Source organism: Acinetobacter sp. B51(2017) (assembly GCF_003711395.1).
Lineage (GTDB): Bacteria > Pseudomonadota > Gammaproteobacteria > Pseudomonadales > Moraxellaceae > Acinetobacter.
This window is the reverse complement of the sequence record NZ_PJRJ01000014.1, coordinates 13,587-37,454: the sequence shown is the minus strand read 5'-3', so window position 1 is coordinate 37,454 and position 23,868 is coordinate 13,587. Positions and strand designations below refer to the sequence as shown.

Annotated in this window: 22 protein-coding genes and 2 pseudogenes; 12 read left to right on the top strand and 12 right to left on the bottom strand. The window is 40.8% G+C overall.

Annotated features, from left to right (window positions below):
• The first annotated feature begins 11 nt into the window (after nucleotides 1-11).
• The 3 genes and pseudogenes from serB to CYK47_RS08385 all read left to right on the top strand — a co-directional run bounded on the left by serB (nucleotide 12) and on the right by CYK47_RS08385 (nucleotide 2,288).
• A pseudogene (gene serB / locus CYK47_RS08395) lies at nucleotides 12-1,229 on the top strand (phosphoserine phosphatase SerB).
• A 156-nt stretch (nucleotides 1,230-1,385) separates the two neighbouring features.
• Nucleotides 1,386-1,709 carry a hypothetical protein gene (locus CYK47_RS08390; RefSeq protein WP_122900737.1) on the top strand — a complete coding sequence of 108 codons (324 nt, stop codon included), beginning with the start codon at nucleotides 1,386-1,388 and terminating at the stop codon, nucleotides 1,707-1,709.
• A 108-nt stretch (nucleotides 1,710-1,817) separates the two neighbouring features.
• Nucleotides 1,818-2,288 (top strand): SCP-2 sterol transfer family protein, encoded by a 471-nt coding sequence (locus tag CYK47_RS08385; RefSeq protein WP_122900735.1) that lies wholly within the window; start codon nucleotides 1,818-1,820, stop codon nucleotides 2,286-2,288.
• 35 nt (nucleotides 2,289-2,323) lie between these two features.
• Here CYK47_RS08385 and dtd read toward each other — a convergent pair whose 3' ends face one another.
• Nucleotides 2,324-2,764: a D-aminoacyl-tRNA deacylase gene (gene dtd / locus CYK47_RS08380; RefSeq protein WP_122900733.1), complete on the bottom strand. Its 441-nt coding sequence runs from the start codon at nucleotides 2,762-2,764 to the stop codon at nucleotides 2,324-2,326.
• A 222-nt stretch (nucleotides 2,765-2,986) separates the two neighbouring features.
• On the opposite strand from dtd, the gene CYK47_RS08375 reads away from it, so the two are divergent.
• The 3 genes from CYK47_RS08375 (at nucleotide 2,987) to CYK47_RS08365 (ending at nucleotide 5,464) form a co-directional block, all read left to right on the top strand.
• Nucleotides 2,987-4,504 (top strand): catalase, encoded by a 1,518-nt coding sequence (locus CYK47_RS08375; RefSeq protein WP_122900731.1) that lies wholly within the window; start codon nucleotides 2,987-2,989, stop codon nucleotides 4,502-4,504.
• 151 nt (nucleotides 4,505-4,655) lie between these two features.
• Entirely contained in the window at nucleotides 4,656-5,126 is a 471-nt protein-coding gene (locus CYK47_RS08370) for an ankyrin repeat domain-containing protein (protein WP_122900729.1), read from the top strand.
• A gap of 140 nt (nucleotides 5,127-5,266) precedes the next feature.
• Nucleotides 5,267-5,464, top strand: a complete 198-nt coding sequence (locus CYK47_RS08365; RefSeq protein ID WP_122900727.1) for a ribbon-helix-helix protein — start codon at nucleotides 5,267-5,269, stop codon at nucleotides 5,462-5,464.
• Between the two features lie 65 nt (nucleotides 5,465-5,529).
• Here the strand turns inward: CYK47_RS08365 and CYK47_RS08360 are convergent, their stop codons facing one another.
• Nucleotides 5,530-5,886, bottom strand: a complete 357-nt coding sequence (locus CYK47_RS08360) for a roadblock/LC7 domain-containing protein (protein WP_122900725.1) — start codon at nucleotides 5,884-5,886, stop codon at nucleotides 5,530-5,532.
• A 370-nt stretch (nucleotides 5,887-6,256) separates the two neighbouring features.
• Between CYK47_RS08360 and pncB the strand changes: the two genes are divergently transcribed.
• The 3 genes from pncB (at nucleotide 6,257) to asd (ending at nucleotide 9,257) form a co-directional block, all read left to right on the top strand.
• Nucleotides 6,257-7,465: a nicotinate phosphoribosyltransferase gene (pncB, locus tag CYK47_RS08355; protein WP_122900723.1), complete on the top strand. Its 1,209-nt coding sequence runs from the start codon at nucleotides 6,257-6,259 to the stop codon at nucleotides 7,463-7,465.
• Nucleotides 7,466-7,572: 107 nt separating this feature from the next.
• Nucleotides 7,573-8,409 (top strand): sulfurtransferase, encoded by an 837-nt coding sequence (locus CYK47_RS08350; protein WP_122900721.1) that lies wholly within the window; start codon nucleotides 7,573-7,575, stop codon nucleotides 8,407-8,409.
• Nucleotides 8,406-9,257, top strand: a complete 852-nt coding sequence (asd, locus tag CYK47_RS08345; RefSeq protein WP_122900719.1) for an archaetidylserine decarboxylase — start codon at nucleotides 8,406-8,408, stop codon at nucleotides 9,255-9,257. The genes CYK47_RS08350 and asd overlap by 4 nt, the downstream gene beginning before the upstream one ends.
• Before the next feature lie 41 nt (nucleotides 9,258-9,298).
• On the opposite strand, the gene phoR is transcribed toward asd, so the two are convergent.
• From phoR to CYK47_RS08330, 3 genes are all read right to left on the bottom strand, one after another.
• Nucleotides 9,299-10,657, bottom strand: coding sequence for a phosphate regulon sensor histidine kinase PhoR (phoR, locus tag CYK47_RS08340; protein ID WP_122900717.1), 1,359 nt, complete (start codon nucleotides 10,655-10,657; stop codon nucleotides 9,299-9,301).
• Nucleotides 10,658-10,659: 2 nt separating this feature from the next.
• Entirely contained in the window at nucleotides 10,660-11,370 is a 711-nt protein-coding gene (gene phoB / locus CYK47_RS08335; protein WP_122900714.1) for a phosphate regulon transcriptional regulator PhoB, read from the bottom strand.
• A 151-nt stretch (nucleotides 11,371-11,521) separates the two neighbouring features.
• Nucleotides 11,522-12,157 (bottom strand): TetR/AcrR family transcriptional regulator, encoded by a 636-nt coding sequence (locus CYK47_RS08330; protein ID WP_122900712.1) that lies wholly within the window; start codon nucleotides 12,155-12,157, stop codon nucleotides 11,522-11,524.
• 120 nt (nucleotides 12,158-12,277) lie between these two features.
• Here CYK47_RS08330 and CYK47_RS08325 point away from each other — a divergent pair, with 120 nt between their 5' ends.
• Entirely contained in the window at nucleotides 12,278-13,117 is an 840-nt protein-coding gene (locus CYK47_RS08325; RefSeq protein WP_122900710.1) for an SDR family NAD(P)-dependent oxidoreductase, read from the top strand.
• 26 nt (nucleotides 13,118-13,143) lie between these two features.
• Here CYK47_RS08325 and CYK47_RS08320 read toward each other — a convergent pair.
• The 6 genes and pseudogenes from CYK47_RS08320 to CYK47_RS08295 form a co-directional block, all read right to left on the bottom strand.
• Nucleotides 13,144-14,505: pseudogene (locus tag CYK47_RS08320) on the bottom strand (LLM class flavin-dependent oxidoreductase).
• A 108-nt stretch (nucleotides 14,506-14,613) separates the two neighbouring features.
• Nucleotides 14,614-15,981, bottom strand: a complete 1,368-nt coding sequence (locus tag CYK47_RS08315) for an MATE family efflux transporter (RefSeq protein WP_122900708.1) — start codon at nucleotides 15,979-15,981, stop codon at nucleotides 14,614-14,616.
• Nucleotides 15,982-16,064: 83 nt separating this feature from the next.
• Nucleotides 16,065-17,219, bottom strand: a complete 1,155-nt coding sequence (locus tag CYK47_RS08310) for a methionine aminotransferase (RefSeq protein ID WP_122900706.1) — start codon at nucleotides 17,217-17,219, stop codon at nucleotides 16,065-16,067.
• 71 nt (nucleotides 17,220-17,290) lie between these two features.
• Nucleotides 17,291-18,595, bottom strand: a complete 1,305-nt coding sequence (locus CYK47_RS08305) for a DUF445 domain-containing protein (RefSeq protein WP_122900704.1) — start codon at nucleotides 18,593-18,595, stop codon at nucleotides 17,291-17,293.
• A gap of 13 nt (nucleotides 18,596-18,608) precedes the next feature.
• Complete coding sequence (locus tag CYK47_RS08300; protein WP_122900702.1) at nucleotides 18,609-19,166, bottom strand: CC0125/CC1285 family lipoprotein; 558 nt, start codon at nucleotides 19,164-19,166, stop codon at nucleotides 18,609-18,611.
• A 34-nt stretch (nucleotides 19,167-19,200) separates the two neighbouring features.
• Nucleotides 19,201-19,740, bottom strand: coding sequence for a DUF924 family protein (locus CYK47_RS08295; protein ID WP_122900700.1), 540 nt, complete (start codon nucleotides 19,738-19,740; stop codon nucleotides 19,201-19,203).
• A gap of 211 nt (nucleotides 19,741-19,951) precedes the next feature.
• On the opposite strand from CYK47_RS08295, the gene gshA reads away from it, so the two are divergent.
• Together gshA and CYK47_RS08285 are read left to right on the top strand one after the other, a co-directional pair.
• Nucleotides 19,952-21,529, top strand: coding sequence for a glutamate--cysteine ligase (gene gshA, locus CYK47_RS08290; protein ID WP_122900698.1), 1,578 nt, complete (start codon nucleotides 19,952-19,954; stop codon nucleotides 21,527-21,529).
• Between the two features lie 12 nt (nucleotides 21,530-21,541).
• Nucleotides 21,542-22,036 (top strand): disulfide bond formation protein B, encoded by a 495-nt coding sequence (locus CYK47_RS08285; RefSeq protein ID WP_122900696.1) that lies wholly within the window; start codon nucleotides 21,542-21,544, stop codon nucleotides 22,034-22,036.
• 54 nt (nucleotides 22,037-22,090) lie between these two features.
• On the opposite strand, the gene CYK47_RS08280 is transcribed toward CYK47_RS08285, so the two are convergent.
• On the bottom strand, nucleotides 22,091-23,416 hold the full coding sequence (locus tag CYK47_RS08280) for a PGAP1-like alpha/beta domain-containing protein (RefSeq protein WP_122900694.1): 1,326 nt from the start codon (nucleotides 23,414-23,416) through the stop codon (nucleotides 22,091-22,093).
• Nucleotides 23,417-23,868 lie beyond the last annotated feature (452 nt).

The window sequence follows — 23,868 nt, the reverse complement described above, 5'->3', positions numbered from 1 at the left end:
CCGCTTAATTCATGCGAGAAATCATTCTTTTATCATTTTTAGGGTCCATCCAACTGCCTCAGTTTACTCGATTCAGATAGCGATTGTCCGCTCATTGCTGACAAATTCTTACTGTTCGATAAACTGTTATTTACAAATCACTGAATTTAAGCATTATAGTCGCTCTAGAAAATTCATTTGCCACGCGCTGGCAAGCATGAAATTCTAATCTAGCACATGAAATTGACCTAACTGTGAGCTTTAAAACCATGTCTTTAATCCCTTCTGAACAGTGGCTAAGTGAAGTAAAAAACGCCGACTACATTTTGACAGTATTGGCAACCCAACTCAGCACTGCTGATGTAGATGCTGTTGCCGAATTGCTTACTGCACAAGGTTTAATGATTAAAAATAAGGCCCGTTTGACGGGTCTTCCTGTATCTGTAGCCCAAGAAAATTTAGCGGCGCGCGCTTGTGTACAATTAACACTTGCGGGGCGAATTGCAGATGAATCGGCAATGCGTCAAGCACTGTTAGCTTTAGCGCAGCAACGTCAGATTGATCTGGCTTTACAAGCCAGCGCAGATTATTGCCAGCCACGTCGTTTAATCTGTTTTGATATGGATTCAACTTTAATTGGTCAAGAAGTCATTGATGAGTTGGCCAAAGAAGCGGGTGTAGGTGAGCAAGTGGCTGAAATTACCGAACGTGCCATGCAAGGCGAGTTAGATTTTCAAGCCAGCTTCCGTGCACGCGTAGCGCTATTAAAAGGTATGGATGCTTCTGTACTCGCCAGTATTGCCGAGCGCCTGACTGTTAACGAAGGTGCAGCACATTTAATCTCCACTTTAAAAGCGCAGGGCTACCGTACCGCAATTTTATCTGGTGGTTTCCAATATTTTGCCGAATATCTACAAGCCAAGTTAGGTCTTGATGAAGTACATGCTAATGTCTTAGATATTCAAGATGGTAAAGTGACAGGTGAAGTCAAAGGCGACATTATGGATGGTGCACGTAAAGCTTTATTCTTAGGAAAAATTGCCGAACAAATGGGGCTTAGTTTAGAACAAACTGTAGCGGTAGGTGATGGTGCAAATGATTTACCTATGCTGGGTTTAGCAGGTTTAGGTGTGGCTTATCATGCGAAGCCACTAGTACGCCAAACTGCACAGCACGCCATTTCAAACATTGGTTTAGACGGCGTACTCTATCTATTGGGCGTACATGCCAAAGAAATTCATGCACTCTAATGTGTTGAGTTAAACAAAAAATGCAGCCTAAGGGTTGCATTTTTTTTAGCGACATCTTGTGTCGTAACACATGTGTGATTGGATTTTTTTCAAGCCTAAATTCGGCATAATCGCCTCAGACTAAAAGGAAAGTCATTTTAGTTGAGGAGATAATTCATGAGCATTGTTGTGTTATTGATGTTGATTGTTGCACTGTATTTTTTAAGCAGCGATCGACGCTATATAATCTTGGCGAGCATCGCGGTATTGATTGAGGCCTTGACCTTAAGCTTAATGTGGTTGTTTGATGTACCGAGTATGCTGGGCTATGGTCTAGGCATTATCATGTTACTGATTGCGCTTTTGGCTTTGTTATTGCGAGAAGATCGTAAGGTACAGCAAGAGATTAAACCTAGTCCAATCTATAGGGAACATACCCCAGTATATGATGAACAACAGTGTGCCTATACTGGTCAAGACTTAACAGATGCTTCGCGTTAAAGCAGATTTTACAGTCTAAAAATGACAGATTAGCGCTTGTTATACAGAAATTTTTTACAATTATGCTAGGATGCGTAATTTAGAAACAATTAAAAATAGGCAGCTTAAATGAAATTTCCAAATCTTCCTGTGGTGAAGTTACCGCTTGTTGATGTGAGTACCGATCCACTTGACTTATTGGTTGCAGGATTAGTTCTACGCATGAAGCAAATGTCACGTAGCAATCCTAAATTTATTGAGCTGATTAAAGAGCGCCAATTTCGTTTAGAGATTGCTACAGACCATGGCATGGCGCGACAAATTGTTGTTAATCATGGAGAGATTTCGACCGTTTCAGGTCGTGCAGAAGCTGCGGATTTTGTGCTGCAATTTGAAAGCAGTGAGCAAGCTGTAAAAACTTTGCTTAAGGGTGACACTTCGGCGATTATGACTGGGGTACAAAATGGCTCCATTAAAATGGAAGGTGATTTTAGCTTATTGGTTTGGCTCAATCGCACTGCACAGTTGGTGGTGCCGAAAGAGGTGAAAACTAAATTTAAGCAAGTACGCCGTTTGATTAAAGAAAAAATTGCTCGTTAAAAAAAGCCCGCAAATGCGGGCTAAATTTTTGGTATTTATTCAACTTCCAAATTAAAAGTCACTGGCCCATCGTTGACCAAATGTACTTTCATATCGGCAGCAAAAATACCTGTCTCTATATGCTTAAATTGTGATTTAGCGTAGTCGACCAGTTGTTCATATAACAGTTTGGCATCTTGAGGTGGCATAGCAGGGCCAAAATCAGGACGTAAGCCTTTTTGGGTTTGTGCCATTAAGGTAAACTGTGAAACCAACAAAATACCGCCACCTGCTTGACTGACATTCCAACCCATTTTGCCTTGTTCATCATCAAAAAAACGGTACTTTAAAATTTTATCAATCAGCTTTTTGCCTTTGTTTAAATTATCGTCTTTGCCCAAGCCTAAAAAAACTAAAATTCCTTGCTCAATTTGCCCTGTTACTTCTCCGTCAACGACTACTTTTGCTTCTAAGACCCGTTGCAATAATGCACGCATAATTTAACCGAAACCATATAATTCTTACGTTGCGATCTATTGTAGCAAAAGCTCATAATTGTCTGTAATGATAAAAAATATTAGTCTTTAAGCCTTTGATAAAAATTTAATATTTTGTATTTAATAAAACGATGAATCTAATAAAAATTATCATTTTTACCTCTAACCTAAATTTTAGTACCTTATGCCGTGCAGGAAAGGTATTTATTGAGAGATGACAACATGTTTAAGCGTTCTTTGCTCGTTGCAATGCTTGCAGCAGTGACTGCTGGTGTTCAAGCAGCGCCATTAACTAAAGACAACGGCGCACCAGTTGGTGATAACCAAAACTCAATCACTGCAGGTCCTAACGGTTCTGTATTATTACAAGATGTACAATTAATCCAAAAATTACAACGTTTTGGTCGTGAGCGTATTCCTGAGCGTGTGGTACACGCGCGTGGTACAGGTGCTTACGGTGAATTCGTAGCAACTAAAGATTTATCTGACTTAACGATTGCGTCATTATTTAAAGCAGGAACTAAAACCCCTGTATTCTTACGTTTCTCAACCGTAATTCACGGTAAACACTCGCCTGAAACTCTACGTGACCCGCATGGTTTCGCGATTAAGTTTTACACGCAAGAAGGTAACTGGGATTTAGTGGGTAACCAAACTCCAGTATTCTTTATCCGTGATGCCATCAAATTCCCTGACTTTATTCACGCCATGAAGCCAAGCCCAATTGACAACGTTCAAGACGCAAACCGCGTATTTGACTTCTTGTCGAGCCAACCATGGGCAACCAACATGTTAACTTACGTGTATGGTAACCAAGGTGTTCCTACTAGCTACCGTGAACAAGATGGTTTTGGTGTACACGCGTTCAAATTGTATAACGCAAAAGGCGAGTACAAATACGTGAAGTTCAACTTCCGCTCTAAACAAGGCGTGAAAGGTCTGAACGTTAAAGAAGCGATGGAACAACAAGGTAAAGACTTCAACCACTTAACCAACGATCTTTACAAAAACATTAACGCGGGTAACTTCCCGAAATGGGATCTTTATATCCAAGTATTGGATCCTAAAGATCTAGGCAAGTTTGAGTTTGATCCACTAGATCCAACGAAAATCTGGCCAACCAACCTAGTTCCAGAAACTAAAGTTGGTACTTTAACGCTGAACCGTATGCCGAAAAACTTCTTCCAAGAAACGGAACAAGTGGCATTGGCCCCAGGTAATTTAGTACCAGGTATCGAGCCATCAGAAGACCGTCTACTCCAAGGTCGTATCTTCTCTTACTCAGATACGCAAATGTATCGTTTAGGTGCGAATCACCAGCAAATCCCTGTAAACCGTCCATTAGTTGCTGTAAACAACAACAACCAAGATGGTTACATGAACGTTGGCGGTACGACATCTAATGTGAACTATGAACCAAGCCGTATTGAGCCAAAACCATCTACACCTAAAGCGCGTGCGGTAGAAACTCCACTTTCTGGCACAGTTCAACAACGTGCTGTGAAAGAGCAAAACTTTAAGCAAGCGGGTGAACTTTACCGTTCATACTCTGCTAAAGAGAAAGATAACTTAATCATGAACTTAGCTGCTGATCTTGGTAATGTTAAAGATTCAGAAACTAAGCACATCATGTTGTCTTACTTCTATAAAGCAGATGCAGACTACGGTACGCGTATGACCAAAGCAGTCAACGGTAACCTTGCAACTGTAAAAGCAAAAGCTGCAGCTTTAAAAGACTAATTTCGATTGGTCTAAAGATTGGTGATTGGTGCGCCATATAGGAAATCACCTCCGAAAAGTCCTGTAAAACTCAATTCCTTTCCTGCACCCTAGGGGAGTTTTACAGGCACTTGTTTTTGTTATCTCACGCAAGTTATCTATAGGAATGATCATGAAATTGTTAAAAAGCATGCTGCTGACTGTAGCTCTAGGCTTGGCTGTAGGACAAACGCAAGCACAAACTTCGCCGCAAGCCTCACTCAAAGCACAGCAAAATGTGATTAATTTATTCTTTGCTGCAGCACGTACTGGCAATAGTGAAGTGATTAACGAATTTTTAAAACATGGTTTTCCCGTTGATGTAAAAAACCATGAGGGTTATACCGCGCTGATGATGGCAACTTATTATGGGCATCAAGATATTGTTAGCAGTCTATTAAAACATGGGGCAGATCGTTGCTTACGTGATAACAAAGGCAATACTGCATTGATGGGTGCGATTTTCAAACTTGAATGGTCGATTGCCAAACAATTAAAAAATGTAGATTGTGATTTAAATGCCAAGCAAACAGGGCAAAAAACTGTGGCTGAATTTGCAAAAGTGATCGGGCAAGAGCAAAAGCTAAAGCAACTGCTCGACTAAATAGCACACAGAGTATATCCAAGGTCGATGAAAATTCGGCCTTTTTTAATTTTAGCTAAAAGATGTACAATAAGGACTTGAGAAAAATAAATGTTAATCTTATTATAATTTAATATTAATTTTTAGTGTTTGTTAAAAAGATGGAAAATAAGACTGCAAGATTGACCGTACTCATTGACCCAATCAAGAAACAAGCTTTTGAAGAATTATGTGCGCGTCAAGATTTAAAACCTTCACAAGTGGTACGTCAACTTATTCGTGAATATTTAAAACAACATGGTGTAGATTATTCTACCCAAATGCAAGGCAATTTAAATCATGACCAAAAAGATGCTTAAATATATGGGCTAGACTAAAAAAAATCTGTCATTAAGACAGATTTTTTTTTGAGTCTTATTTGCGATTAAGCAAAATCTAAACCTTTTTCAAAGCTACGTAATTCGTGACGAGCCATTGCAAGGTTAGATTTTTGACGATCTAATACAAGGTACAAGAACAACTCATCATTACGATCTAAAGGACGCATGAGGTGATATTGCTTACCTAAAGTAATTAAAATATCTTCAATTTTATCATTTAACTGTAAAGCTTTCGCTGTTTTTACCTTAGCGCGAATCACTTCGGTATTGCCTGCCGCAGCTAATTCTAAATCAATACCACTACCTAAAGTTGCAAGCGCTAGACCACTTGAGCTGTCTACAAGTGCAGCGGCTACGAAACCGTCAATTTCTGCTAATTCGTCTAAAGTAAGTTTAGCCATGTGGATTCCCCGAGGTGTTACAAAGAATAAATGATGAAAAATTTGCAAAAAAAATGATCAAATTTTTGCTCAAATCTATGCTAAATAAAAAGAAAAACGATTGCAATAAAATCTAATAAAAAAATATCTAATAATCATAAAATTAACATATTATGTTAATTTTTGTGATGCAGTTAGCACTCTTGTTGAGGGTTTATCATTAAGCCAAACTTAATGTATGCCTATTTCAACGCAAGTAAAATAGCTTTTTGTAGAAAATTCGCTAGATGGCGGGTAAAAAGCAGAAAAAATAGCGCAAAATCGTTTTTTTTGATTTGCAACTCAAGATTAAGTTTTTATAGTGAGTAAAGGACTTTTTCATGAGCAGAACATGCAACCGATAATTCGATCATTGTTGGATACCGACCTGTATAAATTCACCATGCTGCAGGTGGTATTACACAAATTTCCACAAACGCATAGTGTGTATCATTTCCGCTGCCGTAATTTGGAACAGACTGAATATCCGTTGGCTGATATTTTACCGGAATTGCAACAGCAACTCGATTACCTATGTGAGCTAAAATTTAAAGAAGATGAGCTCACTTATTTACGTAGCTTGCGTTTTATCAAAAGTGATTTTGTTGATTATTTAGAATTATTCCAATTAAAGCGCCGCTTTATTAAAGCAGGTATTGATAGCGAAGGTCGTTTAGACATTTGGGTCGAAGGCCCAATGGTACAAGCGATGATGTTTGAAATCTTCGTCTTGGCAATTGTCAATGAACTGTACTTTAGCAAGATTCGTTCGGATGCGGTTTTAGCAGAAGGTGAACGTCGTCTTAAAGCTAAAATTGCTTTAATGCAAGATTATCAACGCCAACAAGATCCTGAAGATCCGCCGTTTTTGGTATCAGATTTTGGCACGCGCCGCCGTTATAGTTTTGAATGGCAAAAGCATGTAGTACAAGAATTTCATAAAGCCGTACCGGATATTTTCCGTGGTACCAGCAATGTGTTGTTAGCCAAAGAGCTTAATATTATTCCAATTGGCACCATGGCACATGAGTTCTTACAAGCTTTTCAAGCGCTTGATGTACGTTTACGTGATTTCCAAAAATCAGCACTAGAAACTTGGGTACAAGAATACCGTGGTGATTTAGGAATTGCCTTAACTGATGTGGTGGGGATGGATGCTTTCCTACGTGACTTTGACTTGTACTTTGCCAAATTGTTTGATGGTTTACGTCATGACAGTGGCGACCCCTATGAATGGGGCGATAAAGCGTATGAGCATTATAAAAAGCTGAAAATTGACAGCAAAACCAAAATGTTGACCTTTAGTGATGGTTTAAATGTCGAAAAAGCATGGAAGTTGCATCAATACTTTAAAGACCGTTTCCAAGTCAGCTTTGGTATTGGCACGAACTTAACCAATGATATGGGGCAAACCCCTTTAAATATTGTTTTAAAATTAGTGGAGTGTAATCGTCAGTCGGTGGCTAAAATTTCTGATAGTCCGGGTAAAACCATGACTGATAATGACACTTTCTTAGCTTATTTACGTCAAGTATTTGATATTCAAGAACCTGACGAATAAGTAGTGGCTATCGCTGATTTTTTGCTAAAACTTAGCAAGAAATCAGCATTATCATAATAAACAGCTATGCTAAGATTTTGACAGTAGCTGCTATAACGACGATAAAGATGACAGATTTAAATTTTGATTTACTCATAGAAGCCGAAGATTTAGTGCCATTTTTAGCACATCCACAACTACGTATCGTCGATTTAAGTCGTCGTTCGGTGCATGAACAATTACATATTCCGGGCGCTGTGCATTTGGCACCCAAGTTGTTGGTGCGCCAAGAAGAATATGCCTCTGGTCTTTTACCAGAAACCACGCAATTACAACAACTAATTGAATTTTTACAGATTTCACCTGAGCATCATGTTGTAGCTTATGACGATGAGGGCGGCGCATGGGCAGGGCGTTTAATTTGGAATTTGCATTGTTTAGGCTTTGAGAACACCAGTCTGATTAATGGCGGCATTCATGCATGGCTTGCGGCAGAATTGCCAACATCATCGCAAGCGACAACGCTTGAACCTGTGGCAAATTTATTGCCAGTGGAAACCAATTTACAATATCAAGTACATTACGATGAGCTGTTAGAGCTAGTCCAAAATAATCAAACCCAAATTTGGGATTGCCGTACCGAAGATGAATATACAGGGCTACGTTTAGCTGCGCGCCGTGGTGGACATATTCCAGGTGCATTGCATTTTGAATGGAGTACTGCCCTTAATCGGCAAAATCATCTAAAATTGCATCCTTTAGAACGTACCCAACAACGCTTAGAACATTTGGGTTTTAATCTGAATGAGCCTGTGGTGGTGTATTGTCAGTCGCATCATCGTTCTGGATTGGCTTATATTTTAGGGCGTTTGTTAGGTTGGAATATTCGCGCCTATGATGGTGCATGGAGTGAATGGGGCAATCGCCTCGACAGTCCGATTATTACTGGAGAGTTGCCGTCTTGAGCCTCACATCACGTTTAAAACAACAGATTTTTATTAAAGCGCAAAACGTTGTGCCACAGCATCAATTATCTCGTATTGTAGGTAAGTTGGCTGCAGCTGAACATCCAATTGTAAAAAATGCGGTGATTAGTGCTTTTAAAGCGCAATATGGCATTGATATGTCGATTGCAGAACAAAGCAATGCTTTAAAATATAAGTCATTTAATGAATTTTTTACCCGCGCATTAAAAGATGGCGTGCGTGAAGTTGATCAAGATCCTCGCAGTATTGTGTCACCTGCCGATGGTGCAATTTCACAAATTGGTACGATTGTTGAAGGCGAAGTGTTTCAAGCCAAAGGGCAAAGCTTTTCTGTGGAAAAACTGATTGCCGATCCACAATTGGCTGAACCGTTTAAAAATGGTCAATTTGCCACAGTGTATTTATCACCTAAAGATTACCACCGTGTACACATGCCCTTTGCCGGAACCCTTACAGAAACACTTTATGTCCCAGGTGAATTATTCTCTGTAAATCAAACCACTGCCGAAAACATCCCAGGTTTATTTGCGCGTAATGAACGTATGGTGTGCTTGTTTGATACCGAACTTGGTCGTATGGCGGTGGTGTTAGTTGGTGCGATGATTGTGGCCGGCATTGAAACCGTCGCGACAGGTAAAGTCAAACCTACAGGTCGCTTAGAGTTAAATCAGCATGATTTATTCTTAGAAAAAGGCGCAGAATTGGGTCGTTTCTATTTAGGTTCTACCGCTGTAGTGTTATTTGAAAAAGATAAAATGCAATGGGATGCTGCATTTGGCGCAACATCTGCGGTTGAAATGGGTAAAGCTTTAGGGCATAGCCTATAAAAGTTTGAACTCAAAAAAATCCCTCAAATTGAGGGATTTTTTTATAGCATTTTATACAGTCTTTCTTTCGGAAAGATGACTTTAAATAACGAACCTTGATTTTCTTTAGATTCAATTTCTAAATGCGCGTTATGTTGCATCAGCACATGTTTAACAATGGCTAAACCTAAACCTGTGCCACCTGTTTGGCGGCTACGTGCGCTATCCACACGATAAAAACGCTCGGTTAAGCGCGGTAAATGTTTAGGGTCAATACCAATCCCAGTGTCTTGTACTGTGAAGTAACCTTGCTCGCCATCATCATGCCAACCCATTGTGACTGTACCGCCTTTAGGGGTGTATTTAATGGCATTGGTAATGAGGTTGGTAAAAGCGCTGGCCAATTCCATATCTGAGCCAATTAGGTCGCAATGGCTATCGATATCTAAATTTAAAGTATGGCCATAATCGACGTTATAGGCTTGCGCATCATCAAACAATTGATTCATTAAATTTGGCATATCAATAATTTGATTTTTTACGATATTTTTATCGTTTTCTAAACGCGACAACAGTAATAAATCATTGACCAAAGCATTCATACGTCGTGTTTGTGATTGCATTTGCTCAAAGGCACGTTTCCAGCGTGGATTAATATCTTCTTGGTCAGTAAAGGTTTCGATGTAACCACTGAGTACAGTGAGTGGTGTACGTAATTCATGTGAAATATTATCCACAAAGTCTTTACGCATTTGCTCAAGGTTATGCATCCGTGTGACATCGTAAGCCACCAATAGACGACTTTCACCACCAAAACGCGTCATTTTGACTTGGACATAGTGATCTTCAAACACCGAAGATTTCATTTTAAGACCATCTGGCGCATCATCAATATGGTGAAAATATTCAATAAACGCTGGTTGGCGCAAAATCGTTAAAATATTACGTCCACGATCTAGGCTTTGAATACCCAGTAGTTTTTCAGCAGCAGGGTTCCACCATTCAATTTGATGACTTTCATCAATTAAGATGACCGCTTCTTGCAACGCAACTAAAGAAGATTGGGCGCGGTCAATTAAGCCCACCATTTCGGCTTGAACAATGCGTTCTTGGCGCTGGGCGCGATAGACATTAAATAATAATGCACCCCAAATACCATCTAAATTAGGGGGAATATCATAAGGACGATTGGAAATCCAATCATTGACTAAATAGAGGGAACGCATTTGTAAGGCAAAAAATAGTGCAAATGCGACCAATAAACACGGACCTAAATATCCCGTACCAAAGCCAATAAAGGCGGCAATAATTAAGAAAAATGCCAACAAACGTAAATCTTGTTTGGCAAATGTCCATAAGCTGCTATAGCGGAATTTTTTATGCTCACTGGCAAGCTCAGGGACAGGATAGGGTTCGTACATAATTAACCTAAAGCAACATCCGCGCGGGTAGAAAAACGGTAACCTGTACCACGTACAGTTTGTACAAAGCGGTCAGCACCGAATGGTTCTAAAATTTTACGCAAACGACGAATATGTACATCAATAGTGCGGTCTTCAATATATACGTTACCACCCCAAACTTGATCCAACAATTGCGCACGGGTATAAGCACGTTCTGGGTGGGTCATAAAGAACGCCAAAAGACGATATTCGGTAGGTCCCATTTCTAAAATGGTCTGGCCAAAACTTACGCGTTGGCTGACAGGGTCAAGCACCAAACCATTGGCATCAATTGGTTTTTCACCACTCAAGGCATTGGCACGACGCAGCACCGCTTTAATACGGGAGACCAACTCGCGGGTTGAAAAAGGCTTGGTCATATAGTCATCCGCACCCGCATCAAGACCTTGCACTTTATGGTCTTCTTCACCGCGTGCAGTGAGCATAATCACTGGAATTTCAGCAAGGCTTTCATCGCGTTTTAAACGACGACATAAGTCCACACCGCTGACACCACCTGGCATCATCCAGTCTAATAGGATTAAAGCAGGGCGTTGATCCACAATCATTTGATGGGCTTGTTTAGCATCTTCAGCTTGTAAGCATTGAAAACCTGCCATATCTAAAGCCGTGTGTAGCATTTCGCGAATCGGCAATTCATCGTCGACAATTAAAATGTAGTCATCTTTCACAACGCAATATCCTATTTTTTGATCACGGTTTATGACAGGCTTATTACAAAGACTAATTATGACAGTATCATTGCAAAAAGATATGCTGCGCTGTTTTTAGTAAAAAAATGTGACAGTTTTTTGACGCTTTTTTGACAAAATGGTCAAAAATTTAGCTACTTGAAGCCGTATAACTACTGGGGTTAAATTGACGAAAACCGAGCTCACAACTGCGTAATACATCCGATAAATTTGCTTTAAAATCAGACATCACCCAGCGAATAGCAATATGCGTCACATAGCCATTAATGCCTGTCGCAATCCATGAAAATTCAGGTTCATTAAAGTTGTAATCTGGCTGTAATACGCGTAACAGGCGTTGTACGATGGTTTCAAAACGTTGCATGGTTTGTTGAATGTTGGCTTGTTGATGTAGCTCTTGTACCAACATGGCATCAATATAAATAATTCTTGCCATAGCAGGATGTTGCTTTAAACAAGATAAAAATGCCAATAAACCTGCCCGTAGCATGTGTTGTGGTTCAGTTTGTTGTTCGATGGCATGTATCACGCTATTTTGCAGCTCAGAAATGAGCTGCACAAAAATCGCTTGAAAGAGCGCATCACTTTTTTTAAATGACTCATAAAAATAGCGTTCGGTTAAACCCGCGGCCATGCAAATATCTTTGACTGTTACGGCAAAAAAACCAAATTTACCGTAACAATCAATCCCCGCTTGTATGAGTTTTTGGCGACGTAAGGCCTTACGTTCCACAATAGGTAAGCCTTTAAATTGACTGTTTGGCATATGCAACGATATAAAATGAAGATAACCCGCAAGTGTGCCATTCAATTCTAATAGACGCAGTAAGCAATTGTACGAAAATCGGAATTTCTTATAAGATATTGTTTATTTTAGGCTTATAAAATGCAAACATTTCATAATAAAGTTGCCGCCATTACAGGAGCGGGCTCAGGGATTGGTCAGCAATTGGCAATTTTACTGGCAAAGCAAGGCTGTCATTTAGCATTAAGTGATCTTAATGAGCAGAGATTGCTTGAAACACTGGCACTGTTAAACAATCCAAAAATTCAAGTGACCATAGCCAAAGTTGATGTGGCACAACAAGCTCAAGTAGAACAATGGGCACAAGATGTGGTCGCACAACACGGCAAAGTCAATATGATCTTTAATAATGCTGGGTTGGCATTAGGTTCGACCATTGAAGGGGCGAGTTATGAAGAGTTGGAATGGATTATGGGAATTAACTTTTGGGGTGTGGTCTACGGTACCAAAAGCTTTTTACCTTTAATTAAACAAACTGCTGACGGGCATGTGATTAATTTATCCAGTGTTTTTGGTTTAACTGCCCAGCCTACTCAAGCAGGCTATAACGCGAGTAAATTCGCAGTACGCGGTTTTACCGAAGCGCTCCGCCAAGAGCTGGATTTACAAAACTGCGGTGTGAGTGCCTTATGTGTTCATCCGGGTGGGATTAAAACCAATATTGCGAATGCTGCAAGAATCAATCACAGTTTGGCAACTTTGGGCATGAATATTGAGGATTCGAGCCGTTCGTTTAATGATTTTTTACGCTATCCAGCTAAGCAAGCTGCCCAAGATATTTTAGATGCCGTACTTAAAAATAAACGCCGTGTTTTAATTGGCAATGATGCCAAAGCTTTAGATTTAATTCAGCGCTTATTGCCAAGTGCTTATCAACGTTTAATGCAAATGGGCAGTCAATTACGCGATAAATTTAAATAACATAGCCCGCAAGTGCGGGCTAGATCTTAAGATGCTTGAGCTGCCGCTAATTTCAAATACTGATTTTCTGGACGCTTTAAGCCTAAATTTTCACGTAAGGTTGTACCTTCATATTGGGTGCGGAACAAACCGCGTCGTTGCAGTTCAGGCACAATCAATTCTACAAAATCATTTAAACCTTCTGGGCTACTTGGTGGTAAGACGTTAAAACCATCGGCAGCCTGTTCTTCAAACCATTGTTGTAATTGATCAACCACTTGCTCTGCTGTACCAATTAAAGTCCAGTGTCCACGCGCCGCTGCAATATGCTCATAAAGCTGACGAATGCTAAATTTGTGCTTACGGGCAATATCAATCATCATCTGTTAACGGCTAGTTGTAATTAAATTTGGATCAAGTTCAGGGAAGGGTGCATCTAAATCATATTGGCTTAAATCGGCAGTACCAGCTAAACCTGATAATAAACCTAAACCAACTTGTGGATGGATTAAGCTGTTCAGCAGTTGATATTTTTCTTGAGCTTCTTGTTGGGTTTTTGCCACAAATACTGAAACGCCCGGCATAATTTTGAGATCATCTGCATGGCGGCGATATTTGCCTAAACGAGCTTTTACATCACGATAAAATTCTTGTGCATCTGCTAAATCTTGCTGTGCAGTAAAAATCACTTCCGCATATTTTGCCGCTAATTCGCGCCCGTCTTCGGATTGACCCGCTTGCACAATAACAGGATAACCTTGCGGTGGACGTGGCACATTGAGGGCACCTTTGACATGGAAAAACTCACCCTGATGTAAAGGCTCATGCAGTTTGTCAGGATCAAAGAAACGCCCGCTGGTTTTATCGTAAATAAAAGCGTCGTCTTGCCATGAATCCCACAGCTTTTGGGTGACTTCAATAAATTCATCAGCACGTTGATAGCGCAGCTTGGCATCAGGATGTGCTGTACCAAAATTGGCCGCTGCTTCACTGGCGACCGTAGTCACTACATTCCATGCCGCACGACCCTTACTAATATGATCGAGTGAGGCAAATTTGCGTGCTAATAAATACGGTTCTTCGTAAGTGGTGGATGCTGTCGCAATAAAGCCAATATGTTTGGTGACTGCTGAGATCGCGGCAAATAAGGTGATGGGTTCAAAGCCAACTACTTTATCACCCAAACCTAAGTTTTGTGCTTCTTTGGATGCCGCATGACTCCAATTGACCGATAAGCCATCTGCCAAGAAGTAAGCATCAAATAAACCACGTTCGGCAGTTTGGGCGAGTTCAATGGCGTAGTCGATGCTTAAATGCTGTTCGGGGCGGGCTTGTGGCAAACGCCAACCTGCGGCATGTTGTGATGTCAGTGGAATAAATGCACCTAATTTAATTTGTCGTTGTGCCATGCCCTGATCCAAATTTTAGTTGTATTGAATGGCTAAAATTTAACAAGGAATCAGCAACCTGAAAAATACGATTAAATTCAATCTTTATACATATTTAAGCATAAGCATTTAAATTAAGGCTTGTACGGTCTTCTTTTTCCACACAAATTGATAATACAAACCTTGCATCACACATAGGCTGAAGAAGGCCAAGGCATAGGCATACCAAATCCCTTGTAAGCCCCACCATGCACTAAACAGATACGCACAAGGAACTTCAATGCCAATAATCGCCACAATATTAATCATCATAGGGACTGTGACCGTACCACTGGCACGCATAATTGAAGCAAAGATGGCACTGGCACCAAAGAATAAAATCGACCACAACACAATAAATAACAACTGCTGACCAAGTTCCACCACATGCGGGTCGGTAATAAACAGCGCCATTAAATATTTAGATGCGAGATAACCCAAGCTCACTAAAATACCTGTAATCACTAAATTCATGACTAAAGCGGTACGTGTGACTTTATTGAGTAACTCAGATTTACCTGCACCAATGGCTTGGGCTGCAAAAATAGAGGCAGCAATGGCAATCGAAAGTGCTGGAAATTGAATGTAATTGAGGACTTGATTGACTGCGCCATAAGCTGCGGTGGCATCAGAACCATAACGATTGACCAGACCCACAATCACTAAACCTGCGACTGAGGTGGTGACCATTTGAATACCTGTAGGAATGCCTAAACGTAAAATGATTTTACTTAAATTAGGTTGATGGCGAATATGACGCAGCATAGCGCGGTCAGGTTTTAAAGGGTGATTGCGCTGATTTAGATACACCGCTAAAAAGCCCAATACTGCAACATAGCCGCTAATGGTGGCAATTGCAGGGGCAATAATCCCAAGCTTAGGAAATCCAAAGTAACCTGCAATTAAAACGGGGGTAATCACTAAACCAATGGCACTGGTTAGACTTAAGGCAATTAACGGAGTAATACTGTCACCCACGCCGCGTAGGATAGACGTATAAATAATATAAACAAACAATAAAGGACTGCCTGCCAACATCCACTGCACATAAGGTAAAGATAAATGCATGACATTGGGGTCTGTGCCTAAGAGCAACAAAATTTGTTTGGCAAAAATAACCCCTAAGGCAGCAATAATGCTACCACCAATTAAGGTCATAAATAGCGTGGAACCGACCACACAACGCACTTTTTCGACGTTTTGCGCTCCCCATGCTTGCCCAACCAGCACAGTTGCCCCAGCCGATAAGCCAATCACAAAGGCCATTAAACAAAACAAAATGGGGAAGAACACTGCGACGGCTGCAATTGCATCCACGCCCATCATTTGCCCAACAAAGATAGTGTTAATGGTGCCAGATAAGTTTTGTAAAATATTGGTGGCAATCAGCGGTAACAGAAAAATTAAAAATGTCTTCCATAATTTACGTTCGCCCACCAAGGCATGTTGCTGTGGCATACGTCATCCTGTTGTTGTGTTTATACAGATTTATATGCCAAGCTTAATCAGGATTGATAGAGAAAGTATGTAGAAGTTTTGCATTAACAGCAGCTTAAAATCTCGGCAGCACGTATTAAGGTTTGATCCTGCTTAGCAAAGCAAAAACGAATTAAACGTAAGTCTTGCGGCGCAGCTTGATAAAACACTGAAATTGGAATGGCGACAATGCCATGTTGATGTGCAAGCCATTGACACATCGCGACATCATCTAAATCAGGACGGATGGCTGAATAATCCAAGTTTTGGAAATAGGTGCCTTGCGATGGGCTAAATTTAAAATGTGACGCTTTTAAACCGGCATTAAATAAATCGCGTTTTTGCTGATAAAAAGCGCTTAAACCCTGAATATGCTCAGGATGCTGTAACATAAATTCAGCCAGCGCGCTTTGTACTGGGGTCACGCCACAGAAATTGGCAAATTGATACACCTGACGGAACAGATGCATGAGCTGTGGCGCTGCAATGCAATAACCTGTTTTCCAACCTGTCACATGAAAGGTCTTACCAAACGAACCGACCACCACACTACGTTCACGTAGTTCTGGGAAAGACAGTGCTGAATAATGCTGTTTGCCGTCATACACTAAATGTTCATAAACTTCATCAGACAACACTACAATATTACTGTCTTGTACGAATTCAATTAGATGCTGCCAATCTTGCTTAGACCAAATACTGCCACTTGGATTATGAGGTGTGTTGACAATGATCATGCGCGTTTTGTGAGTAATGGCGCTTTTAACTGCATTCCAATCTACAGCAAAATCAGGATGTTGTAAGGCAATATGCACGGCTTTGGCGCCAACTAAGGCGATGCTAGGTGCATAGCTGTCATAACTTGGATCAAAGACAATTACTTCGTCGCCAGCATGTACTAAGGCTTGAATGGCACTAAAAATGCCAATGGTTGCCCCTGGGGTGACGGTGATTTCTGTGAGCGGATCAAGCTGAATCTGATCACGTTGTAAAAATAAGGCTGCGACTTGCTCGCGCAGTTGCAAAAGACCATCACCAGAAGCGTATTGATTGCTACCGTGTAAAGTGGCATGACTTAAGGCTTGCAAGAGTGCTTGTGGCGGGGCAAAGTCTGGAAAACCTTGCGATAGATTTAACGCGCCAAGCTGCTGGGCTAGTTGACTCATGGTGCTAAAAATAGTCACCCCTTGGTTGGGTAATTTTGAGTAAAGCTCTAGCATGGCGCGCTCTGATTAGAATGAAGTTGCAGATAAAAATAGCACAGCTAAGTTGGCGTGTTTAAATGTTTATCTTAAATTGTATATTCAACAATGGCACGAATAATCCCGAGTGCTAAACCAATAAACGCACCCACGACTACGCCATTGACCCGAATCATATGTAAATCGCCACCGACTTCATTTTCGATTTTGTCGATCATTTCACGCGAATCCCATTCATGGATACGTTCGCTAATAAAACGAATGACTTTTTCGCTATATTGATCAGATAAAGTCACTGCCATAGTGGCAATGCGGGTATTGAGAAGCTGACGTACTTGAGGATTGTCGGCAATATTTTCGCCCACTTGAATAATGGCAAGACGTAAATTTTCGGCAATACCAGAATTTTCTTGCTGTAAATCTTGTTTGATGGCATCAAATAAAATGACCACTGCACCACTAATAAAATTAAGTACTTGCGGACTATCTAATAGGGCATTTTTGGCATGATTGAGGCTTAAACTGGCTTTAGATTCAGGATCGCTTAAATCCTGCATATAGCGCCGTGCGCTATCTTCAATTTTTAAACGCCAAGGATGATCAGGATCAGCCAACATGGCTTCTAAGCGCTCGACCATGGAATCAATGCTGCGCTGTTTAACATCAATGCCGATTAAGCTAGCACCTTTGGCAAATTTAGACACACCCAATTCTTTAAATAATTTGCGCATCACTTCGCGGGTGTCCTCGGGATGTGTCAACATCCAATGATGGATTAAATCTAAACCGCGCTGTAACACATCTTGATGGAAATCATTGTCTAATACGGCACGCAGCATTTCACTGGCTAAAGTATTCACTTGGGTATTTTTGACCCATTGCACACTGTTGTTTTGAATAAAGCCAGCAATTTGCTGTTGTCCAACAAAATCAAAAACTTTAGGTAGCGTTTGTTGAATCACTTGCGTGACTTGGCGGCTATTTTCAGGTTTTGCTAACCAACGACCCGCAGCTAAACTTAAGTCGCTATTGGCCAGACTTTTTTCAACTACTTGCGGTGATAAAAAATTTTCTTGCACAAAACGACCCATCGACTCGGCAATACGGGCTTTATTGCGCGGAATAATTTCGGTGTGATCGCGTAAAAAGCGAGGAATAGGTAAACGCCCAAAAGGATTGCGAAACAATACCGTAATCGCGTACCAATCGGCTAAGCCACCTACTACGCCAGCCTCGGCAGAAAGCATTAAAATGTGAATCAGCCACACATACTCAGGTAGCAGTTTTGCTGCAATCATGAGGCTAATCCAAATCAGCACTGCCAGCACTAAAGCGATAGTAGCAAAGCGTTTACTGCGTTCTAGACTGGGTGAAACAGTACGTGGTGTTGTCATATACAATCCTAAATTAAGGCGTAGCTGCTGGAGTTAAAACCTGACCAGTTGGACTTAAGCCATATTTTTGTCCTAATGATTGTAAGATTAATGTGGCATCAAATGCATCATTGGGTTTGCTGTGCTGATCTTTAAAGCATTGTATTGTATAAGCCACTTGAGCGGGTTCTAGGTTCACCACACGCGGCTGATCGAAAAATGGATCGTGCCAATAAAAAGGGCGGCGGTTGTAAAAACCGTAAGGGTAATATGAATACATCGGGCTTGAATACACTACAGCTTGGCGTGGTGCTTGCTGGCTACGATTTGAAGGGTCATCTAGCACTTTAAAATAACGAAAACCATGGTTGAGTGTGGTTTGTGCAGCTTTGAGTAAGGTAATTTCTTCAGCAGTGCCATAGCTCATGTTGGCACGCGCCTGAAAGCTAATGCGATAACTTTGGCTATTTAAAGGATAAGCATTAAATTGACCGAGTTGATCAAAGCTTAAAGGTTTGGAGGGTGTGGTTGCGCAACCTGCTAAGGCAAGACTTGCGAGCAACACACAGCTTAAACTCAGTTGGCGTAGCATGATGCAGCTCCTGTATAACAGCGAAAATAGCAGACTAAAAACTGCTATAAGGTTGTTGTAAAAATTCCAGCTCTTCTGGCGTTGATTGACGTCCTAAAATTGCATTACGATGTGGATAACGCCCAAAACGCTGAATAATCTGTTGGTGTTGTCGTTCATAATCTAAACTATTTTCATCGCCTAAGGCACTAAACAACAACATCGCCTGTTGATGAATTTTTACAGACTCACTATGCATAAAGGGCATATATAAAAAACGCCGTTGCTGAGGTTCAAGCCAATCATCTAGCCCTAAACGAATCGCTTCTTGGGCAAGGGTTAAGGCTTGCGGGTCTTGTGCAAATGCCGCTGGCGTGTCTCTATAAATATTACGTGAAAATTGGTCTAAAATAATCACTTCAGCCAACCGACCTTGAACACTGTTTCGCCATTCATACAGTTCATTTTGCTGGGCTTGTTCTAAGATAGTTTTAAATTTTTTTGTCAGTTTTTGGTCAAAATCAGCGCTCTTTGCAAACCAAAATGGCTGCGTTGGTGTTGCAAACCAAAAATCTAAAATATCTTGGTATTTCATTGTATTGACCTAGGCTTAGCATAGATTAATTTATATTAATCACAAAATAGTCATGTCTTGTAGGGTAACTTTGTGATAAAAATTTGCCAAAAATAAAACAACAGTTTGCTTTTGCATGAAACAGGGCATAAGGTTGGCGGCTGAATTCAGGTTATAATACGTAAACTGAAAATTTTATTTTGGTAGTTTCTTTCTAATAAGCGAGATAAGAATGAGTCAACCCGAATCGACCTCTCAAGCTACACTTCCGACTTGGGTAGAGGCTTCTTTATTTAAAGGGATGCTGCGCGGCATCGAACGTGAATGTCTACGTATGCAAGCCGATGGTTTTATTGCGCAGACAGATCATCCTCAAGCCTTAGGTTCAGCACTGACTCATCCGCATATTACCACTGACTATTCAGAAGCTTTACTTGAGTTTATTACACCGCCACAAACCAGTATTCAAAAAGCCTTAAATTACTTAATGGATATTCATGCGGTGGCTTATCAAGCTTTACCTGAAGATGAGCATTTATGGCCGATGTCAATGCCATGTTTATTAGAAGAAGATCAAGACAGTATTCGCTTGGCGCAATATGGCTCATCCAATATTGGGCGCTTTAAAACGCTGTATCGCCGTGGTTTAGGTGTGCGTTATGGGCGTCGTATGCAGACCATTGCTGGGGTGCATTATAATTTATCTTTCCCCGATAGCCTGTTTACTGCCTTGCAGCAGCAAGAAACTGATGAAAATTTAAAGAATCTAAGTTTACAAGATTATCGTAGCCATCGTTATTTAGGCTTAATTCGTAACTTTATTCGTTTAACACCATTGGTGATGTTCTTATTGGGTGCCAGTCCAACGGTCAATCCATGCTTTATGCAGGGTCGTGATCATCATATGTTGCCTTTAACCCGTGGCACTTTGTATGTGCCTTATTCAACTGCACTGCGGATGGGTAATTTTGGCTATCAAAATTCAGCGCAAAAACAATTGGGTATTCAATATAACAATTTACAAGATTATCTCACTGGCCTACAACGCGCGGTAAAAACGTCATATCCTGCGTTTAGTCGTTTAGGTTTAGATGATCAAGAGGGTGAACCTCTACAAATTAATGATCACGTACTGCAAATTGAAAATGAATACTACAGTTTAGTGCGTCCAAAACAGGTACCAGAAGCGGGGGAGACGCCATCTGAGGCACTTGCTCATCGTGGTATTGGTTATGTCGAGCTACGCGCAGTAGATATTAACCCATATAGCCCAATTGGGATTGATGAGCATAGCGCAGGTTTCTTAGAGACTTTAGCCACCTATTGCTTATTACAAGATAGCCCTGAATTATTGGCGCCTGAATTGGCAATAATTGAAAAAAATCAGGCAGAAGTGGTCAATCGTGGCCGTGCCGAAAATGCAATGATTATGGTCGATGGTCAAGCTGTATTAATCGAAACGTGGGCGCAGAGCTATTTAGATGCGATGCAAAGCATCAGCCAGTTATTAGACAAAACCTATAACAATTCGATTTATAGTGATGCTATGGCTGTCATGCAGCAACGTGTCAATGAAGTCAATGATACGCTGTCTGCCATGATAGTAGGCGATACCCGAGATGCAGGTGGCATGTGGCAATTGGGTTATTTATTACTACAAGACCATGAGGAATTGTTGAGTCAATATCCAATGAGTGAGGAGACTCAACAGTATTTTGCCAATTTGGCGACGCAATCCTTACAACAGCAACAACAACTCGAACAAGACAACAGTGTGAGCTTTAGCGACTATCTAGCCGCTTATCGATAAGAGGAATCATTCATGCGCTACAGCTACCGCATGTTAAGTGGCATATTGTTTTTAGGCAGCGTGATTGGCATGAGCTTCGCGCTGTATTTAGAGCATGTACAAGGCTTAAATCCATGTCCGTTGTGTGTTTTTCAGCGTATGGGTTTGATTGCACTTGGTTTTTTTTCATTGCTGGCTTTTTTGCATAATCCTCATGCTCAAGTACTCAAACGTATTTATACTGCTTTAGGCAGTATAGGAATCTTATGGTCTTTGGGTGTGGCTGCGCGTCATGTCTGGCTGCAAAGTTTACCCCCTGATCAAGTGCCAAGCTGTGGTCCGGGTTTAGACTATTTAATTGATGCTTTACCTTTAAAAAGTGTTTTACAACAAGTGCTCTCGGGTTCTGGCGAATGCGCTGTGATTGATTGGACTTTTTTGGGACAGTCTTTACCCGTATGGTCATTACTATTTTTTGCTGGCTTAACGCTATTGAGTTTATGGCAATTGTTTAGACCTTATCGCTAAGTGTTCAGCAACATAAAGCCCTAAAATCTCGCTTTGACGCGGGATTTTTGCCTTTTAGGCAATACCATCTAGATCGCTTACATTGACTAAATATTGATGTACATTGTTTTCGGAGACTTCATCGCTGGCAGGATACAGCCATGCGGCAATTTGCTCAGCCACACTAGGATGATATTGAATAGCAAAATGATTTAAGCCATAAAATACTGCTTTATGTGCAGCAGGCACTTTAAGATCAAAACGTGGATTGGGATGCTCCCCTAAAGCACTTTCTACACTGACTAAATAATCCCCCAAAATTTTTAACGCAAGGTGGTTCTTATTTTCATGCTCGAGGGTGCCTGCCACAAAAAAAGCATTGATATGGGCTGGAATAGGCGCGGGTTTACGGTTGTCATCCAGTGAACCAATACGCATATCATGATGCTCCCAATCGTCATCACGCACGCTACCATGGCGTAAATCTAAAATGCCATTACTACGGATATTAACTAAATGTCCAAATAGTTTCACGATAGGGAAGTTACCCAATTTTTGTTGAATGGTAAAACTAAAGCGCTCCAAGCCTGCACCATGATGTGGTGAACCTAAGCAAACTAAGTTTTCGGTCATATATAGCCAATCATGCAGCTCTTGCTTGCCATAAAATATAGCGCTGCGTGCCACTAAGCCACCCATACTATGACCAATAAAATCAATGCTAGTAATTCGTGGATTACGTGCTACTAAATCAGCCAATAAATTAGATAAACTACGCCCATTCGCAGAAATGCGTCGACCAGAATTGTAGTTCAAATATAACAGGGTTTTATTGCCCCGCTGTGCTATGAGTTTATCGGGAATACCGCCATGTCGAGCGCCCGTCCAATCTGCGTGGCTCATACACACGCCATGAATAAAAATCACAATTTTGCCAACTAAATCACCTTGCTGAACTTCGCCATAGTGGTCATACAGTAACATTGGCACGGCTAGAGGATTATGGTGGTGCAATAAGTAATTACCGAGTACGCCATTTAAAATCCCAACTAAAAAATGCAGACTCGGATTGAGCTTTTTTTGATGTAATTTAGGAAATACATCCACGAGGTGGCGTAACCCTGGTGCCAGCAAAAACTGACCAGAGTGTTGTGAGGTTTGTGAGGCAATTTGATAAATTTTTTTCACATAAGGTAGATACAACAACTTTTGACTTTGTAACTCATTGATGCCTAAAAAATTGAATAAAAGCTCACGTTGAATGGCAAAAACTACATGATGTACCGCACCACCTAAGCGCGAACTTAACAGCTGTGCTAAACCCTCCAAAACATCAGCTTGACTTAATGGACGGTCATCAATACGGCAATAGGTTTCATGTAATGGTGTCAAACTAGGCATAGGGACAATCCCTCATGGCGGTTTTAATGAGTTGTTTTAATCTATTGTATTTGTCTAAAAGTGTGATGTAGTTAACATACCTTGATTTGGATAGCGCTTAATAAATTATTGTCCAACAATTAACCTAAAAATGTTACGTTGCAGTAAATTTAGTATTTTTTTATTTACATAGAGCATTAAGCAATTCTTATTCCAATTTCTCATAACAAATAGTCAAAGTATTTAGATAGTTTAGCGCCAGTAGCACAAGCTTGATTGGCTAAAATTAAGCTGTGCTGTTTTACGACATAAACTGTCGTCAAGCTGTTAGCGCTGACTGTACGGCTCACTGTGGCTATGTCAACATAACAGATTGGATAACATCTGTTTAAGCGGCCTTACAGCGCCTGTTTTGGCATCCTCATCGCTTCATTCAACAAGCCTCATTTGACGATTTCAAGATATTTGCTTTG

Bases quoted from the DNA above. Each gene is read 5' to 3' on its own strand.
- CYK47_RS08310 (WP_122900706.1), bottom strand. From the start codon at position 17,219: ATGCTAGAGCTTTACTCAAAATTACCCAACCAAGGGGTGACTATTTTT.
- CYK47_RS08330 (WP_122900712.1), bottom strand. From the start codon at position 12,157: ATGCCAAACAGTCAATTTAAAGGCTTACCTATTGTGGAACGTAAGGCC.
- CYK47_RS08295 (WP_122900700.1), bottom strand. From the start codon at position 19,740: ATGAAATACCAAGATATTTTAGATTTTTGGTTTGCAACACCAACGCAG.
- CYK47_RS08350 (WP_122900721.1), top strand. From the start codon at position 7,573: ATGACAGATTTAAATTTTGATTTACTCATAGAAGCCGAAGATTTAGTG.
- dtd (WP_122900733.1), bottom strand. From the start codon at position 2,764: ATGCGTGCATTATTGCAACGGGTCTTAGAAGCAAAAGTAGTCGTTGAC.
- CYK47_RS08385 (WP_122900735.1), top strand. From the start codon at position 1,818: ATGAAATTTCCAAATCTTCCTGTGGTGAAGTTACCGCTTGTTGATGTG.
- phoR (WP_122900717.1), bottom strand. From the start codon at position 10,657: ATGTACGAACCCTATCCTGTCCCTGAGCTTGCCAGTGAGCATAAAAAA.
- CYK47_RS08390 (WP_122900737.1), top strand. From the start codon at position 1,386: ATGAGCATTGTTGTGTTATTGATGTTGATTGTTGCACTGTATTTTTTA.
- CYK47_RS08375 (WP_122900731.1), top strand. From the start codon at position 2,987: ATGTTTAAGCGTTCTTTGCTCGTTGCAATGCTTGCAGCAGTGACTGCT.
- pncB (WP_122900723.1), top strand. From the start codon at position 6,257: ATGCAACCGATAATTCGATCATTGTTGGATACCGACCTGTATAAATTC.
- CYK47_RS08300 (WP_122900702.1), bottom strand. From the start codon at position 19,166: ATGCTACGCCAACTGAGTTTAAGCTGTGTGTTGCTCGCAAGTCTTGCC.
- CYK47_RS08325 (WP_122900710.1), top strand. From the start codon at position 12,278: ATGCAAACATTTCATAATAAAGTTGCCGCCATTACAGGAGCGGGCTCA.
- CYK47_RS08280 (WP_122900694.1), bottom strand. From the start codon at position 23,416: ATGCCTAGTTTGACACCATTACATGAAACCTATTGCCGTATTGATGAC.
- gshA (WP_122900698.1), top strand. From the start codon at position 19,952: ATGAGTCAACCCGAATCGACCTCTCAAGCTACACTTCCGACTTGGGTA.
- CYK47_RS08315 (WP_122900708.1), bottom strand. From the start codon at position 15,981: ATGCCACAGCAACATGCCTTGGTGGGCGAACGTAAATTATGGAAGACA.
- CYK47_RS08305 (WP_122900704.1), bottom strand. From the start codon at position 18,595: ATGACAACACCACGTACTGTTTCACCCAGTCTAGAACGCAGTAAACGC.
- CYK47_RS08285 (WP_122900696.1), top strand. From the start codon at position 21,542: ATGCGCTACAGCTACCGCATGTTAAGTGGCATATTGTTTTTAGGCAGC.
- CYK47_RS08360 (WP_122900725.1), bottom strand. From the start codon at position 5,886: ATGGCTAAACTTACTTTAGACGAATTAGCAGAAATTGACGGTTTCGTA.
- CYK47_RS08370 (WP_122900729.1), top strand. From the start codon at position 4,656: ATGAAATTGTTAAAAAGCATGCTGCTGACTGTAGCTCTAGGCTTGGCT.
- CYK47_RS08365 (WP_122900727.1), top strand. From the start codon at position 5,267: ATGGAAAATAAGACTGCAAGATTGACCGTACTCATTGACCCAATCAAG.